Origin of the sequence: Luteibacter sp., from assembly GCF_035539195.1 — a bacterium.
Taxonomy (GTDB): domain Bacteria; phylum Pseudomonadota; class Gammaproteobacteria; order Xanthomonadales; family Rhodanobacteraceae; genus Luteibacter.
On record NZ_DATLIW010000027.1, the window covers coordinates 127,135 to 143,510 of the forward strand.

The window sequence follows — 16,376 nt, forward strand, 5'->3', positions numbered from 1 at the left end:
TCTGAACCGCCCCGACCGTGGAACGACCGGTTCGGGGCGGCCGCCATCATTGCGGTCGGAACGTGAAGGTGAGGTTTCTCTGGAACACGTCCTCGAAGCCCGCATAGGGCAACGGCTGGGCGCGCAACACGGCGTTCTCGATCGAGGCCTTGCCGGCGGCATCGTACGGACAGCTGGAGTCGGCCTTGGCGCTGAGCACCTGACCACCCGGGATCTGCGTGATGTGCACCTGGCAGGGCGCGTTCGGCATGTTGTCCGGATGCAGCCAGTTCGGCGTCACCGCGTTCTGGATGGCCGCGATGTACAAGGCCTGCTTGCTGTTGTCCTTGCCGTTCTGGCCCGATTGGACCTTCTCGGCATACGGGAGGTCTTCGCGACCGTCATCCTTGGCTGTGTCGAGGTCCTTCAACTGCTGCTCGGCCTGCTTTTTCTTGCTGTCGGCCTGCTTGGTCTGCGACTTGGCCGCGTCGAGCTGCTTGAAGATCTCGTCGATCTCCTTCTGCTTCTGCTTCTTCTTTTCGTCCTGCTGGGCGTCCAGCTCGGCCTGCCGCTGGCGCTGCTGTTCTTCCTGCAGTTGCTTGGCGTTCTCGGCCTTCTGCACGGCGTCGTCGACGACCTTCTCCTGGTCTTTCAGGGCTGGCGTCTTGGGCGGGGGCGGCAGGGTCTCGACCTTCGGCTTCTCGGGCTCCGGCGGCGTCGGAGTCGGCTGCGCGGGAGGCGGTGGCACCGTATTCGGCACTGGCTTGGCGGCGTGCTTGGGCGGCGGCGCGCCGGTAGGACCGACCAGGGTGGCCTCGATGATCTGTCCCGGTAACTGGATCGGCGCCGGACACTTCAGCGGGTTCCATTCCGCGGGCACGCCCAAAGCCTCGGCCCACTTTTCGTAGTCCGTGCAGGGAATGATCGCGAAGCCGAGGAAGGCCACGATGCCCAGATGGAGAAGCGCGGCGAGGACGACCGCGCGGGGCGTGCCGTTACGGTTTTCCATTCTGCGCCGACTGCGGCTGGCTCATCAGGCCGATCTTGGAAATACCGGCCTCCTGAAGGATCGGGAGGATCGAATAGACCTTGCCATAGCCGACGCGCTCGTCGCCGGCGATCAGGACCTGGAGTTCGGGGTTGGCATCGTGGAACGCGGTGATCTTGGCCTTGAACTCGTCCACGCTCACCGGCTCGCGCTTGGCGCCGTTGGCGGTGAGGTATATCTGCCCTGCCTCGTCGACGGAGACGACGACGGGGTCCTTCTTGTCCTGCAAGGACTTCGCATTGGTCTGCGGCAGCTGGATGTCGACACCGAGGTTCATCATGGGCGTGGTGACCATGAAGATGATCAGCAGCACGAGCATCACGTCGATATACGGCACGACGTTGATCTCGGACTTCAGCTTCCGCTTCTGGCGGCGGTAGACGTTACGGGCCATGGTCCGGGCTCAGGCCACGTCGTCGGCGTGAATCTGGCGCTGCAGCACCGAGGAGAATTCTTCCTGGAACACCTCGTAGCGCGAGGCGATGCGCTCGACCTTGGTGGCGAAGCGGTTGTACGCCCAGACGGCCGGGATGGCGGCGAACAGGCCCATGGCCGTCGCGATCAGTGCCTCGGAAATGTGCGGGGCGACCACGGAAATGGTCACGTCCTTCATTTCGCCCAGGCCCTGGAAGGCGCCCATGATGCCCCACACGGTGCCGAACAAGCCGATGTACGGGCTGATCGAACCGACGTTGGCGAGGAATTCCAGGTTTTGTTCGAGCTTGCCGATCTCGCGGGTGCCGGCCACGCGCATGGCGCGCTCGGAGCCTTCCATGACGCGGTTGGCGTCGGTCACCCGGCGCTGGCGCTGGCGGGCGAATTCACGGAAGCCGGCCTCGAAGACGTTCTCGATACCGTGCTGGCCCTCGCGGTTACCCACCTCGCGAAACAGGGCGGCCAGGTCGGCGCCCGACCAGAAACGATCCTCGAAGGTCTCGGCGTTGTCGTGGGCGGTCTTCAGCTGGCCGTACTTGCGGATGATGATCACCCACGACAGGAACGAGAACACCAGCAGCAGAAGCATGACCAGTTGTACGGGCAGGCTCGCTTCCGCGACCAGCTTGAAAATGTTCAGTCCACCGTTCATCGCTTGAAGGCTCTCCGCCGGTATCTATGGCTTTAGGAAATAGGGAATGCGTTGGGGAACAGGTCCGCCGGAATCTGGGCGGGGCGCATCGTGTCGAGGTTCACGCAAGCCGCGCGCACCGTGGCGCGCACCAGCACCGTGCCCCCGCGCACGATCTCCTGATCGAACAGCATACTGGCTGAACGACGTTCTTTGACGACCACGCTGACCAGGAGTTCATCATCCAGACGGGCCGGCCGCAGGAAATCGAGGTGCATGTCCCGGACCACGAAGCCCAGGCTGGTGGCATCGCGCAGGGCCACCTGGTCGATGCCCTGGGCGCGCAGCCACTCCGTACGGGCCCGCTCCATGAAGCGCAGGTAGTTGGAGTGGTAGACGACGCCACCGGCGTCGGTGTCTTCCCAGTAGATTCTTACAGGCCAGCTGAAAACGCTCATACGTCGTCCGAGAACAGGTCCGGGGCCACGGTCTGGCGCGGTGGCGGGGTCAGGCCCAGGTGGCGCCAGGCCTTGGCGGAGGCCATACGGCCCCGGGCGCTGCGGATCAGGTAACCCTGCTGGATCAGATAGGGCTCGACCACGTCCTCCAGGGTGCCGCGGTCCTCGCTGAGGGCGGCCGCCAGCGACTCCACACCTACCGGACCACCATCGAAGTTCTCGATGATCGTCTTCAGCAGGCGCCGGTCGAGGTCGTCGAAGCCCAGGGCGTCGACCCTGAGCATGTCGGTCGCTGCACGCGCCAGGTCGTGGGTTATCTTGCCATCGCCACGCACCTCGGCGTAGTCGCGCACGCGGCGCAGCAGCCGGTTGGCGATCCGGGGCGTGCCCCGCGAGCGCCGGGCGATCTCGATGGCGCCGTCGATGTCGCACTCGATGTTGAAGATGCGCGCCGCGCGCCGGACGATCGCGGTCAACTCGTCCACGCTGTAGAACTCCAGCCGCTGGATGATGCCGAAGCGGTCGCGCAGCGGGCCGGTGAGCAGACCGGCACGAGTGGTCGCGCCAATCAGGGTGAAGGGTGGCAGGTCGAGCTTGATCGACCGGGCCGCGGGGCCCTCGCCGATCATGATGTCGATCTGGAAGTCCTCCATGGCCGGGTAGAGCACTTCTTCGACCACCGGCGACAGGCGATGGATCTCGTCGACGAAGAGCACGTCGTTCGCCTCGAGGTTGGTCAGCAGCGCGGCAAGATCCCCTGCCCGCTCCAGCACCGGACCCGAGGTGGAGCGGACATTCACGCCCAGCTCGTTGGCGATCACGTGGGACAGCGTGGTCTTGCCCAGGCCCGGCGGCCCGAAGATCAGCACGTGGTCCAGCGCACCCTGCCGGCGCCGCGCCGCCTCGATATAGATGGCCATCTGCTCGCGCACCGTCTGCTGGCCGAGATATTCGGCAAGGCGCTTGGGACGAATGCTGGCTTCCAGCGCATCGTCGTCCATGGCGGCGGTGGCTGAAATGATGCGGTGCTCGGACATGGCCGCATTATGGCAGGTCTGCGAGCACCCTATTCCTCAAATCTCGACCTGCGCACCCAGCTCGATCAGGCGGTTGCCCGGGATCTGGAAGAACGCCGTGGCCGGCATCGCGTTACGCGCCAGGAAGGCGAACAACTTGTCGCGCCACAAGGCCATGCCCGGACGGCGGGCGTCGGCGACGATGTTTTCGCGGGACAGGAAGAACGTGGTGTCCATCATGTCGAAGTCGAGGCCCTTGGCACCCGCGCGAGCGAGCGAGGCCGGAATGTTCGGATCCTCGGCAAAGCCGTAGCGCAGCTGCAGGCCGTAGAACCCGCCGCCGTACTCGATGACTTCCATGCGCTCGTCGTAGTCGGCGACCGGCGTCTCCAGCATTTCCACGGTAAGCAGCACGTTGCGCTCGTGCAGCACCTTGTTGTGCTTGAGGTTGTGCAGCATCGCGTGCGGCACCGAGTTCTGGTTGGCCGTCAGGAACACGGCCGTACCCGGCACGCGCAGCGGCGGATGGTCCGAAATATTGGCGACGAAGGGCTCCAGCGCGAGGCCCGATTGCTTGATCTCGCGGACGACGAGGTCCCTGCCCCGGCGCCAGGTGGTCATCACAGTAAAGATGACCACGCCCAGAACCAGCGGGAACCAGCCGCCATGGGCGATCTTGAGTGCGTTGGCGCCGAAGAACGCGACGTCCACGATGAGGAAGACCACGCCGACGGTGATGACCGCGGACCAGTGCCAATGCCAGCGGTAGCGCGCGACGACCAGGGCCAGCAGCGTCGTCATCGTCATCGTGCCGGTCACCGCGATACCGTACGCGGCGCCGAGGTTGTTCGACGAACGGAAGCCGATCACCGCCAGCACCACGAGGACCAGCAGCAGGCGATTCACCCAGGGCACGAAGATCTGCCCGGACATCTCGTGCGAGGTATGCACCACCGCCATGCGCGGCGAGTAGCCCAGCGACATCGCTTCGCGGGTCATCGAGAAGGCACCCGAGATCACCGCCTGCGACGCGATCACGGCGGAAGCCGTGGCCAGCGCGATCATCGGGTACAGCAGGCTTTCCGGCACCATCTTGTAGAACGGGTTCTCGATCGCGCTCGGATCGTGCAGGAGCAGCGCACCCTGGCCGAAATAGTTGATCAACAGGGCCGGAAGGACGAAGAAGAACCAGGCCAGGCGGATCGGTTTCTTACCGAAGTGACCCATGTCCGCATACAGCGCTTCGCCGCCGGTCAGGGCCAGCACGACGCCGCCCAGCGCGATGAAGGCCTGCTTGCCGTGCTCGAGGAAGAAGCGCACGGCGTACATCGGATTGAGTGCGTACAGCACCTGCGGATGGTCGACGAGCTGGCGCAGGCCAAGCCAGGCAAGCACGAGGAACCAGACGATCATGACCGGCGCGAACGCCTTGCCGACGATCTCGGTACCGTGGCGCTGGATCGCGAACAGCGCTACCAGGATGACCAGGCAGATCGGCAGCACATAGGATTCGAGCGAGGGCGCGGCCACTTCAAGGCCCTCGACGGCCGAAAGCACCGACATGGCAGGCGTGATCACGCCATCGCCATAGAACAGGGAGGCACCGAAGATACCGATCGCGGCGAGCACCCAACGGGCCCGCGGCGAACCGCTCACGCTGCGCTGCGCCAGGGCCATCAGCGCCATGATGCCGCCCTCGCCCTTGTTGTCCGCGCGCATGACGAAGGTGACGTACTTGAGCGAAATCACCATCAACAATGACCAGAAGATCAGCGACAGCACGCCGAGCACGGCCATCGGCTGGGGCGTCATGCCGTGCGTGCCTAGCGTTTCCTTCATCGTGTACAGCGGACTGGTACCGATGTCGCCGAAGACAATGCCGATGGCGCCGAGCGCGAGCGCGGCCAGTTTCTTGCCGTGCGCGTTGCGCAGTTCTTCAGCGTGGTTAGGCTGACCCATGGTTCAACTTCCCAGCGCGGCGCGTAGCGCCTTGCGAATGATGGCTTCGGCGGTATCGCCTTCCGCGGCGACTTTCTGCACGAGGCGCGAGGCCTCCACGGGCTTGTAGCCGAGTTGCTGGAGCGCGACCGTGGCCTCGGCCACCGGGTCGGTGGGTGCGACTTCGCCCGCGATCGTCGACGGCAGGCGCACGCCCACCGCGTCGACGCGGTCGCGCAACTCGACCACCATGCGCTCGGCCGTCTTCTTGCCGATGCCCGGGATCTTGGTGAGGGCGACCACGTCACCCGCGTGGACCAGCCGGGAGAGATCGTCGGTCGACACACCCGAAAGCACGGCCAGCGCGATCTTCGCCCCGATACCGCTCACCTTGAGCAGGTGGCGGAACATGGCGCGATCCGGTTCGCGAAGGAAGCCGTAAAGCGAGACGCCGTCCTCTCTCACCGCATAGTGGATAAGGAGGGTGACTTCCTTGCCGGTCGCCGGAAGGTCGTAGATGGTGGACATCGGGGCGTCGACGTCGTAACCGACACCGCCGACTTCGATGAGCAGCGAGGGTGGCTGCTTGCTTATGAGGGTTCCGCGCAGTCGGCCGATCATCGGCGTCTCCATGCCGTGCGCGGGATACCCACGCGTTCAAGACTGGTCCGGGTGTGCGCATGGGCGATCGCGATCGCCAGCGCGTCGGCGGCATCCGCCTGGAGCGGGCCCTTGATGCCGAGGATCATCCCGATCATGTGCTGGACCTGGGTCTTGTCGGCGCGGCCGGTACCGACCACCGCCTGCTTGACCTCGGTCGCCGCGTATTCGTGCACGACGATTCCCTGGCTGACCATGGCGACGATGGCCGCGCCGCGTGCCTGACCCAGCTTGAGGGCCGAGTCGGGATTGCGCGCCATGAAGACCCGCTCGATCGCAGCCTCCGCCGGACCGTGCGTGCCGATGATGGCGCAGAGTTCGTCAAAGATACGTTTGAGGCGCAGCGGAAAGGTAGCCTCCCCACCGATCACCAGCGCACCGTGCCAGACGTGAGTCAACGTGCCGTTGTCGGCCACGTCGATCACGCCCACACCCGTGCGCTGGCTGCCCGGATCGATACCCAGAATGCGGGTCATGACAGCGAGGGATTCACGAGCTCACGCGTCTTCCGCATCCTGGCTGGGCAGGATGGCGTTGTGATAGACCTCGTCCACATCGTCGAGGTCGTTCAGGCGGGTAAGCAGCTTCTCGAAATGCTCCAGGGCCTCGCCGGTCGGCGTGACCAGCGGGCCGTTCGGCCGCATGACCACGTCGGAGCCGTCGATGTCGAAGCCGGCCGCGGCGAGCGCCTTGCGCATGGCTTCGACCGCGATCGGGTCGGCGGCGAGCAACACCGTGCCGACGCCGTCCTGGATCACGATGTCTTCGGCGTTATTCTCGATCGCGCCTTCTTCCAGCTTCGCCTCGATCTCGGCGTCGCCACCGGTGTGAACGACCACCTGACCGACCTTGGTGAACTGGAAGGCCACCGAGTTGGTCGTACCCAGGCTGCCGCCAAGCTTGGTCAGCGCGGCGCGGACGTCGGCGACGGTGCGGGTCTGGTTGTCGGTGACGCATTCGATGATCAGCGCGGTACCCGCCGGACCGTAGCCCTCATAGCGGATCTCGTGCATGTCGGCACCACCCTCGGCGCCCGAGCCGCGCTTGATCGCACGGTCGATGGTGTCCTTGGTCATATTGGCGGCCAGGGCCTTGTCCACGGCCGCGCGCAGGCGCGGGTTACCGTTGGGATCGGGCACGCCGCCACGGGTGGCGATGGTGATTTCGCGGATCAGCTTGGTGAAGACCTTGGCGCGCTTGGCGTCTTCGGCATTCTTGCGACCTTCGATGGACGGGCCTCTACCCATGTGCGTTTCCTGGCTTTACCGGACGGACGAGGGCGCGATTCTAGCCGCAATCACGTTAAGGGGCTAAGGGGGTGTCGAACCGCCCGTCACGGAGGAAAACGGCGACCTGCCTTGCGACGTCCGCGGAAACCAGCATTCCGGTGTGACTGGTTTCCAGTACGCAATGGCCGGTCAGGCCCGGCAGACGGGTCTCCTCCACGCCGACGGAGCCGTCGTGCTCATCGCCCAACGCGCCGACGAAGGCGCCCAGGCCGACCGGCATGCGGCCGGCGATCATGCCGACTTCGCGCGCGCCGTCCCAACGGTCCAGGCCATGCTCGAGCAGTTCGCGCGAGCGGCCCAGCAGCATGTCGCCGCCCCAGCGATGCGTGAGCCCACGGGCGGCGCCGCTGCCGTTGAGCGGCGAGCCGAGGCAGACGATCCGCCCCGGCGGCAGATCGTCGTCCCGGCAGGCAAGCAAGGCGAGGACGCCGCCGAGGCTGTGGCCGACCACATGGACCGGACCCGGACCGAGGCTGCGAATCCGCTTGCGCAGACGCGCGATGGCCTGCTCCGGCGGCGCGGCCACACTCATGTACTCGAACTGATGAACGCTGAAACCTTCCTCGCGCAGGCGCCGGTGCAGCATCGCCATGGCGAAGCCCCGCATCCACAGACCGTGGAGCAGCAGGACCTCGGGCAGGTTGTCGGTCATCGGTGTGCGGCGCCGGTCAGGCCTTCGGCTCCACGGCGACGCGGACGTGGAGTTCCTTCAGCTGCGGCTCGGAGACCGGGGACGGCGCATCGGTCATGAGGTCCTGGGCGCTGGTGGTCTTCGGGAAGGCGATGACGTCGCGAATGGACTCGGTACCGGCCATCAGCGCGGCAATGCGGTCGATACCGAACGCCAGGCCGCCATGGGGCGGCGCGCCCATGCGCAGCGCCTTGAGCAGGAAACCGAACTTGGCTTCGGCCTCGGCCGCGCCAATGCCGAGCAGCTCGAACACGGCGCTCTGCATGTCGGGGCGATGGATGCGGATGGATCCGCCGCCGATTTCGTTGCCGTTGAGGACCATGTCGTAGCCGCGGCTCACCGAGATCGCGGCGTTTGCGCGAAGGTCGGCGATGTCGTCGACCTTGGGCGCGGTGAACGGGTGATGCAGGGCGACGTACCGCTGCTCCTGCGCGTCGTATTCGAACATCGGGAAATCCGTGACCCACAGCGGCTTCCAGGCGTTCTCGACCATGCCGCGGTCGCGACCCAGCTTGATGCGCAGCGCTCCCATGAAGTCGGTGACCGTCTTCCAGGCGCCCGCGCCGAAGAACACGATGTCGCCGGAGGCGGCGCCGGTAAGCGCCAGCACCTGCGCGAGCGCGGTGTCGTCGAGGAACTTGGCCACCGGTGAGTTGATGCCTTCGCGACCCTTGGCGAGGTCGTCGACCTTCAACCAGGCAAGGCCCTTGGCGCCGTACTTGCCGGCGTACTCGGTGAGACCGTCGATGTCCTTGCGGGAGAGGTCGGCAGCTCCCGGCACGCGCAGGGCGGCGACGCGACCGGCCGGGTCGTTGGCCGGGCCGGAGAAGACCTTGAACTCGACGTGCTTCACCGCCTCGGCGATGTCGGTCAGTTCCAGGGGAATACGCAGGTCGGGCTTGTCCGAACCGAACCGACGCATCGCCTCTTCATAGGTCATGCGGGGGAAGCTGGCGTCGAGCTCGACGTGGCGGACCTCGCGGAACACATGACGGATCAGGTCTTCGACGAAGTCCTGCACGTCACGCTCTTCGACAAAGGCGAACTCGAGGTCGAGCTGGGTGAATTCCGGCTGGCGGTCGGCGCGAAGGTCTTCGTCGCGGAAGCAACGGGCGATCTGGTAGTAGCGGTCGAAGCCGGCCATCATCAGGATCTGCTTGAACAGCTGCGGCGACTGCGGCAAGGCGTAGAACTGGCCGGGGTGGACCCGGCTGGGCACGAGGTAATCGCGCGCGCCTTCCGGCGTGGCCTTGGTCAGGATCGGGGTTTCGATATCCTGGAAGCCCGCGGTGTCCAGATACCGGCGCAGCTCGCGAACCAGCTTGGTCCGGGTGCGCATCATCTGCTGCATTTCCGGACGGCGAAGGTCGAGGTAGCGGTAGGTCATCCGCATGTCTTCGTTCGGCGTCTCGTGCAGCGCGAACGGGAGATCACGGGCGGCGTTGAGGATCTCGACCTTGTCGGCGATGAGCTCGACCGTGCCGGTCTTCAGTTTGTCGTTGGCGGCGAGGCGCTTGCGCACCTGACCGGTGACCTTGATGCAATATTCGTATCCCAGTTCGCCGGCGACGGCGAAGGCGTCGGCGTTCTCGCGCTCGATCACCACCTGGGCAATGCCCTCGTGATCGCGCAGGTCGACAAAGGCCACGTGACTCTGCAGTCGCAGGGTGTTCACCCAACCGCAAAGGGTGACGTTCTGGTCGATCAGCGACTCGTCGATGAGTCCGCAAAAATGGCTGCGCATGCGCTTGAAGCTTCATGGGAAAAGACCCCGGATCGTACCACGACCCGGGGTCCGGCCTAGCTTTCGACCGCTCAGCGACCGCCTACGGAGAAGATGCCGCGGCAGCCCTTGTCGACCCAGATACCGTCGCGATCGACGCCCCAGCTATAGCCTTCCTGGCAACGCGCATCCGAGTCCTGGCGAAGCAGGCGCGGGCGCGCGAAGCGAACGTCGACATCGCAATGGCCGTAACCGTTGTCGCGGCTGCCGCAGTCGATCGTGCGCTGGGGACCGCCACCCCAACCCGGGCCCGGGCGGTCGTCGTCCCAACCGGGACGATCGCCTCCCCACCCCGGACGGCCGTCGCCGCCCGGACGACCGCCGCCACCCCAGCCGCCAGCCTCGGCAAAGATGCCCCGGCAGCCACGGTCCACCCAGATGGCGTTGGCCTGGCGATCGAAGCCCCAGGTCCGCTCGCGCACGCAGGCCGCCTTGGAATCCTGCCTGACCAGCTGTGCGTCTCGCCACGGCACCGGGCAACGCCCCGGCTTGTTGTCACCGCTTCCGCAGTCGATCGTGCCGCGCTGTGCTTGCGCCATCGGCGAGACCACGCTCATCGTCACTGCCATCGCCACCAGGGCAAGGCCACCCAGCACACCACGCATACACACTCCTTTGTCACTCGATCGGGAGTCGTACGCTAGCGCAGGAAATTGCAACGCGATTTGAATGAAATAACGAAGGCCACGCTGCGCGGCGCGGATCTTGCCCAATCAGGACGAGGCGGCCCCGCCATCGCCCTTGCCCGCCGGCGCGGCTGCGGGCGCCGGGGCCGGGGCCGGGGCCGGAGCGGGCGCTGCTGCCCCGGCAGGCGCAGGCGCCGGGGCGCCGGAAGAGCCCTCCGCAAGATTCTTCTTCTTGTCGCCGTCCTTCTTGAAGTCGGTCTCGTACCAGCCGGCACCGGCCAGACGGAACTGGGGCGCGCTCAGCATGCGGCCGACCTGCGGTTGGCCGCAGTCCGGGCAGACCGTGGGATCGGCGTCGGACATCTTCTGCAGGCGCTCGAAACGGTGCCCGCAGGCTTTGCATTGAAACTCATAGATGGGCATGGGCGGTTCTCTGAACGTCAGCCGGAGATTATCTGCCCGGACGCTTCGCGCCGGAATACTTTTGCATTGCACCAACAAGGAGAAAGAAGCCAGTTCCGTGCCAATCCCTTGAAAACAGGCCTGTACATGCTTCCGTTTCACCATTATGGCGCAGATGTGACGAATCGGTTGACGCGTCGCAGCGAGAATGCCTAGCGTCGATCCCAACGCGGCTTTTCGACCGCGTCCGCGGGGCACTCCCGCCCTGCGTGCGTAGCTCGCCTAGGGGATCCATCGATGACGACAGGCAAGACCTCTCGACGCAAGCCGGTGGCCAGCTTCTGGCTTCCCGCGCTCGGACTCATGATCGTGACGCCCGGTTACGCCCAGGACGCCACGCCACCCCCGGATGCCAAGCAGGCACGTCAGCTGGACCAGGTCGTGGTGACCGGCACGCGCAGCACCAACCGCACCGAAGCGGAGTCATTATCGCCGATCGACGTGCTCTCGCCCAAGGACCTCACGTCCTCCGGTGCGACCGACCTGGCCACGGCGCTCGGACGACTCCTGCCCTCGCTGGATTTCCCGCGACCGGCGATCAACGACGGCAACGATGCCATCCGACCGGCAAGCCTGCGCGGCCTGTCGCCCGACGCTACGCTGGTACTCGTCGACGGCAAGCGTTACCACACGTCCGCCCTGGTCAATTACAACAACTCCGTCGGCCGTGGCGCCGCACCCGCCGACCTCAACTCCATTCCGATCTCCGCGATCGACCACATCGAAGTACTTCGCGACGGTGCCGCCGCGCAATACGGCTCGGACGCGATCGCCGGCGTGATCAACATCGTACTCAAGCACGGCGCGGGAGAAGGCAAGAACAGCATCAATGTCAACGGCGGCACCATGAGCAAACGCGACGGCGACACCAATGGTGTGGACGGCTCCGTCGGCATCGATCTCGGCGGCAAGGGCGCGGATGCGAAGGGCTGGCTGCGCGTGGCCTGGAACTACCAGGACTCGATGAACACCAACCGGCGCTCGCCGCTCTCGCTGTACACCCCGGAGGAAGCCGCCGACGGCAACGTCGCCCACCAGCGCTATGGCGACCCGGCGGTGAAGACGTACCAGGCACTGACCAACTTCCAGTACGAAGTGGCGCACAACATCGACGTCTACGGGTTCCTCAGCCTCAGTCGGCGTGACGTCACCTCGAACGGCTACTACCGGGCGGCCGCCAACGCGCGCAACGTGCCCGAGATCTATCCCAACGGCTTCCTCCCGCAGATCGTCAACCACACCAACGACACCACCGCGGTACTCGGTGTGAAAGGCGTGACCGACGGTGGATGGCGCTGGGATGCCTCCGGCAACTACGGTATCAACAACCTCGGCTTCGATATCCAGAACAGCGTCAACACCAACCTGTACTACACGACCGGTTCGTCGCCGACGTACTTCAACGCCGGTACGTTCAAGAACTCGCAGGCCCTGGCCAACCTCGATATCGGCAAGGAGTTCAACGTCGGCTGGCTGAAGAACCCGCTGACGCTCGCCTTCGGTGCGGAGTACCGAAAGGAGAAGTACCAGATCGATGCCGGCGACCCGACCTCGTACTTCTTCGATCAGAACACCCTCATCCCCGGCACGACGACGCCGTATGCCGGCGGCTCGCAGGTCTTTCCCGGCTTGTCCCCCGAGGCGGCAGGCAGCTTCACCCGGCACAGCGAAGCGCTCTACGCCGATCTCGAGAACGACCTCACCGACAAGTTCTCCGCAGGCATCGCGGGCCGCTACGAGCACTACAGCGACGCGGGCTCCACCCGCTCGGGCAAGGTCTCCGGGCGTTACCAGTTCACCCCGACCTTCGCCCTGCGCGGCACGATATCGAATGGCTTTCGCGCGCCGTCGCTCGCCCAGCAGAATTACCAGTCGGTGGTGACGATCATCGATCCGACCACCGGCCAGCTGGCGCAGACCGGCACCTACCGCACCTCGGACCCCGCAGCCATCGCGCTGGGCGCCAAGCCGCTGAAACCCGAGAAATCGGTGAACTACGGTCTTGGTGCGGTGTGGGAACCGATCGCGGATTTCAGCGCGACGCTCGATGTTTACCAGATCCGGATCTGGCATCAGGTGCTGTACTCCGACACGATCAGCCTGACCGATCCGCTGCTAGCCGCGTACTTCAACAGTATCGTGCCGGGTCAGCAGGTCACCGCGATCCAGTACTTCGCCAATGCGGCGGCAACGCGCACCCGCGGCGCGGACCTCGTGTTGAACTACCGTATCCCGACGACGTCGTGGGGCCAGGTCAACCTTCTCGCCAGTGGCAACTACAACCAGGTGAAAGTGCTCTCGGTGAGTGCCACGCCTGCCGTACTGCAGGCCAACTCGACCGACCCCATCGAACTGTTCGGTCGCTCGAGCCAGGGCATCCTGACCAAGGCGACGCCACGCACGAAGTTCCTGTTCGGCGCTGACTGGGCCATCGCAGGCTTCAACGTGCACGGCGACCTGACCCGTTACGGCTCGGTCACGCGCGTGAATACGGACCCGACCACGGACCAGGTGTTCTCGGCGCGTTGGCTGTTGAACACCTCGCTGGGTTACGCCATCGACGCGTGGAACTTCACGCTCGGCGTGGATAACGTGACCAACCAGTACCCGACGCGCGTGAAACCGAACAACAGCGGCGAGGACTTCGCCAGTGGCCTGCAGTACTCGGCGCTGTCGCCGTTCGGTTTCAACGGGCGCTATTACTACGCAAAGGTGGGCTTCCGGTTCTGATCCAGCGGCTCCTACACCGCCTCGAAGACGAGGTGGTTGCCATCGGAATCCACGCGTACCGTCTGCCCGGGCGTGAACAGGCCCTGGAGAATCCGCTGCGCCAGCGGGTTTTCCAGCTGTTGCTGGATCGCCCGCTTCAAAGGACGTGCACCGTACACCGGATCGAAGCCGGCCGAGCCGAGCAGATCCAATGCCCGGTCGGTCACATCGAGGCCGAGCTGACGTTCGGCCAGCCGCTTGCCCAGGTAGGCCAGCTGGATCCGCGCGATCGAACGGATCTGCTTCTTGTCGAGCGGGCGGAACACCACGAGATCGTCGAGACGATTGATGAACTCCGGGCGGAAGTGCGCCTGCACCACGCCCAGCACCGACGCCTTCATCTGCATGTAGTCGGCTTCGCTGTCGCCGGCCTGCTCCTGGATCAGGTTCGAGCCCAGGTTCGAGGTCATCACGATGACCGTGTTGCGGAAATCCACCGTGCGACCCTGGCCATCCGTGAGGCGGCCATCGTCGAGTACCTGCAGAAGAATGTTGAAGACATCCGGATGTGCCTTCTCCACTTCGTCGAGCAGGATCACGCTGTAGGGGCGACGACGCACGGCCTCGGTGAGGTAACCGCCTTCTTCATAGCCGACATAGCCCGGAGGCGCACCGACGAGCCGGCTCACCGAGTGCTTCTCCATGAACTCGCTCATGTCGATGCGGATCATGGCGTCCTGGGTATCGAAGAGGAAATCGGCCAGCGCCTTGCACAGCTCCGTCTTGCCCACGCCGGTCGGGCCGAGGAAGAGGAACGACCCGTATGGGCGGTTCGGATCGGAAAGGCCTGCGCGGGCACGGCGGATCGCATCCGAGACGGCCTTAACCGCCTCGTCCTGGCCGACCACGCGCGAATGGAGCGCACTTTCCATCTGCAACAGTTTTTCGCGCTCGCCTTCGAGCATCTTCGCCACCGGAATGCCGGTCCAGCGAGCGACGACTTCGGCGATCTCCTCGGCCGTGACGCGATCCTGCAACAAGGTGAAGTCCTGCTTCTCGGCCTGCTGCGCGGCGGCCAGCTGAGCTTCCAGTGCCGGCAGGCGCCCGTACTGGATCTCGCTCATGGCCGCGTAATCCTGCCGACGCTGGGCGCCTTCGAGTTCCAGGCGCGCGGCCTCGATCTGCTCCTTCACCTTGGTCGTGCCCTGGAGCATCGCCTTTTCGGACTTCCACACCTCGTTGAGGTCGGAGAACTCGCGGTCGAGCTTGTCGATGTCGGACTCGAGGGTGGCGAGGCGCTGCTTCGACTCGTCGTCGTGCTCTTTCTTCAGCATCTCGCGCTGGATCTTGAGCTGGATGAGGCGACGCTCGAGGCGATCGAGTTCCTCCGGCTTGGAGTCGATCTCCATGCGGATGCGCGAGGCCGCCTCGTCCATCAGGTCGATGGCCTTGTCCGGCAGCTGGCGGTCGGGAATGTAGCGCGCGGAGAGCGTGGCCGCGGCGACGATCGCCGGGTCGGTGATCTCCACCCCGTGGTGCACCGCGTAGCGCTCCTTCAGGCCACGCAGGATCGCGATGGTGTCCTCGACGCTAGGCTCGCCAACGTACACCTTCTGGAAGCGACGCTCGAGGGCGGCATCCTTTTCGACGTACTTGCGGTACTCGTCGAGCGTGGTCGCGCCGATGCAATGCAGCTCGCCGCGCGCCAGTGCCGGCTTGAGCATGTTGCCGGCATCCATGGCGCCATCGGCCTTGCCCGCGCCGACCATCGTATGCAACTCGTCGATGAAGAGGATGACGCGACCTTCCTGCTTGGAGAGATCGCTGAGCACGTTCTTCAGGCGCTCCTCGAACTCGCCACGGAATTTCGCCCCGGCGATGAGCGCGCCCATATCGAGCGACAGCACGCGCTTGTCGCGCAGGCCTTCGGGTACTTCACCGTTGACGATGCGCTGCGCGAGCCCCTCGACGATCGCCGTCTTGCCGACGCCGGGCTCGCCGATCAGCACGGGATTGTTCTTGGTACGCCGTTGCAAGACCTGGATGGTGCGGCGAATTTCCTCGTCGCGGCCGATGACCGGATCGAGCTTGCCGGCCTCCGCACGTTCGGTCAGGTCGATGGTGTATTTCTCGAGTGCCTGGCGCTGCTCTTCGGCGTTTTCCGACTGCACTTTCTCACCGCCACGCAACTTGTCGATCGCCGCCTCGAGCCGCTCCTTCGTCGCCCCGGCCGCCTTGAGGGCACCACCGACGTCGCCACGATCGTCGAGCAGGGCCAGCAGGAACAGCTCGCTGGCGATGAACTGGTCGCCACGTTGCTGGGCCAGCTTGTCCGTGAGGTTGAGCAAGCGGTTGAGATCGTTGCCGAGATTGATGTTGCCTTCCTGCCCGACCACGCGCGGCAAGCGGTCGAGTATCTCGCCCACGCGCTGGCGTAAGGCGGGAACATTGACCTGGGCCTGCGTGAGCAGTGGCCCGGTCGAGCCCCCCTGCTGGTCGAGCAGCGCGGCCAGCACATGTGCCGGCTCGAGGATGTTGTTGTCGCGGCCGACGGCCAACGACTGGGCGTCGGCCAGCGCTTGCTGGAATCGCGACGTGAGTTTGTCCATACGCATCGATGGTGTCTCCCAAAGGTGTTGGCGCGCCCCGGG

At 65.3% G+C, this 16,376-nt stretch carries 15 protein-coding genes; 1 reads left to right on the top strand and 14 read right to left on the bottom strand.

Going from position 1 to position 16,376, the window contains the following annotated elements:
- Window positions 1–46: 46 nt before the first annotated feature.
- From VM621_RS08470 to VM621_RS08530, 13 genes are all read right to left on the bottom strand, one after another.
- Window positions 47–988, bottom strand: coding sequence for a cell envelope integrity protein TolA (locus tag VM621_RS08470; RefSeq protein ID WP_325468528.1), 942 nt, complete (start codon window positions 986–988; stop codon window positions 47–49).
- A complete protein-coding gene (tolR, locus tag VM621_RS08475) occupies window positions 975–1,421 on the bottom strand; it encodes a protein TolR (protein ID WP_325468529.1) in 447 nt (148 codons plus the stop codon). Before tolR ends, VM621_RS08470 begins: the two co-directional genes overlap by 14 nt.
- 9 nt (window positions 1,422–1,430) lie before the next feature.
- The gene (gene tolQ / locus VM621_RS08480; RefSeq protein WP_046969619.1) at window positions 1,431–2,114 is read right to left on the bottom strand and encodes a protein TolQ; all 684 of its coding nucleotides are present in this window, start codon (window positions 2,112–2,114) and stop codon (window positions 1,431–1,433) included.
- 32 nt (window positions 2,115–2,146) lie between these two features.
- Complete coding sequence (ybgC, locus tag VM621_RS08485) at window positions 2,147–2,551, bottom strand: tol-pal system-associated acyl-CoA thioesterase (protein ID WP_325468530.1); 405 nt, start codon at window positions 2,549–2,551, stop codon at window positions 2,147–2,149.
- A complete protein-coding gene (gene ruvB, locus VM621_RS08490; RefSeq protein ID WP_325468531.1) occupies window positions 2,548–3,588 on the bottom strand; it encodes a Holliday junction branch migration DNA helicase RuvB in 1,041 nt (346 codons plus the stop codon). The genes ybgC and ruvB overlap by 4 nt, the downstream gene beginning before the upstream one ends.
- 36 nt (window positions 3,589–3,624) lie before the next feature.
- The gene (locus VM621_RS08495; RefSeq protein ID WP_325468532.1) at window positions 3,625–5,526 is read right to left on the bottom strand and encodes a potassium transporter Kup; all 1,902 of its coding nucleotides are present in this window, start codon (window positions 5,524–5,526) and stop codon (window positions 3,625–3,627) included.
- Window positions 5,527–5,529: 3 nt separating this feature from the next.
- On the bottom strand, window positions 5,530–6,126 hold the full coding sequence (ruvA, locus tag VM621_RS08500) for a Holliday junction branch migration protein RuvA (RefSeq protein ID WP_325468533.1): 597 nt from the start codon (window positions 6,124–6,126) through the stop codon (window positions 5,530–5,532).
- Entirely contained in the window at window positions 6,123–6,641 is a 519-nt protein-coding gene (ruvC, locus tag VM621_RS08505) for a crossover junction endodeoxyribonuclease RuvC (protein ID WP_325468534.1), read from the bottom strand. Before ruvC ends, ruvA begins: the two co-directional genes overlap by 4 nt.
- Window positions 6,642–6,662: 21 nt before the next feature.
- The gene (locus VM621_RS08510; protein ID WP_325468535.1) at window positions 6,663–7,412 is read right to left on the bottom strand and encodes a YebC/PmpR family DNA-binding transcriptional regulator; all 750 of its coding nucleotides are present in this window, start codon (window positions 7,410–7,412) and stop codon (window positions 6,663–6,665) included.
- Window positions 7,413–7,467: 55 nt separating this feature from the next.
- Complete coding sequence (locus VM621_RS08515) at window positions 7,468–8,106, bottom strand: esterase/lipase family protein (RefSeq protein ID WP_325468536.1); 639 nt, start codon at window positions 8,104–8,106, stop codon at window positions 7,468–7,470.
- 16 nt (window positions 8,107–8,122) lie between these two features.
- Complete coding sequence (aspS, locus tag VM621_RS08520) at window positions 8,123–9,889, bottom strand: aspartate--tRNA ligase (protein ID WP_325468537.1); 1,767 nt, start codon at window positions 9,887–9,889, stop codon at window positions 8,123–8,125.
- Between the two features lie 71 nt (window positions 9,890–9,960).
- Complete coding sequence (locus VM621_RS08525) at window positions 9,961–10,533, bottom strand: DUF3011 domain-containing protein (protein ID WP_325468538.1); 573 nt, start codon at window positions 10,531–10,533, stop codon at window positions 9,961–9,963.
- 108 nt (window positions 10,534–10,641) lie between these two features.
- Window positions 10,642–10,977, bottom strand: coding sequence for a zinc ribbon domain-containing protein (locus VM621_RS08530; protein WP_325468539.1), 336 nt, complete (start codon window positions 10,975–10,977; stop codon window positions 10,642–10,644).
- Between the two features lie 276 nt (window positions 10,978–11,253).
- On the opposite strand from VM621_RS08530, the gene VM621_RS08535 reads away from it, so the two are divergent.
- Complete coding sequence (locus VM621_RS08535) at window positions 11,254–13,746, top strand: TonB-dependent receptor plug domain-containing protein (RefSeq protein WP_414674510.1); 2,493 nt, start codon at window positions 11,254–11,256, stop codon at window positions 13,744–13,746.
- 11 nt (window positions 13,747–13,757) lie between these two features.
- Here VM621_RS08535 and clpB read toward each other — a convergent pair whose 3' ends face one another.
- Entirely contained in the window at window positions 13,758–16,340 is a 2,583-nt protein-coding gene (gene clpB / locus VM621_RS08540; RefSeq protein WP_325468540.1) for an ATP-dependent chaperone ClpB, read from the bottom strand.
- Window positions 16,341–16,376: the final 36 nt, after the last annotated feature.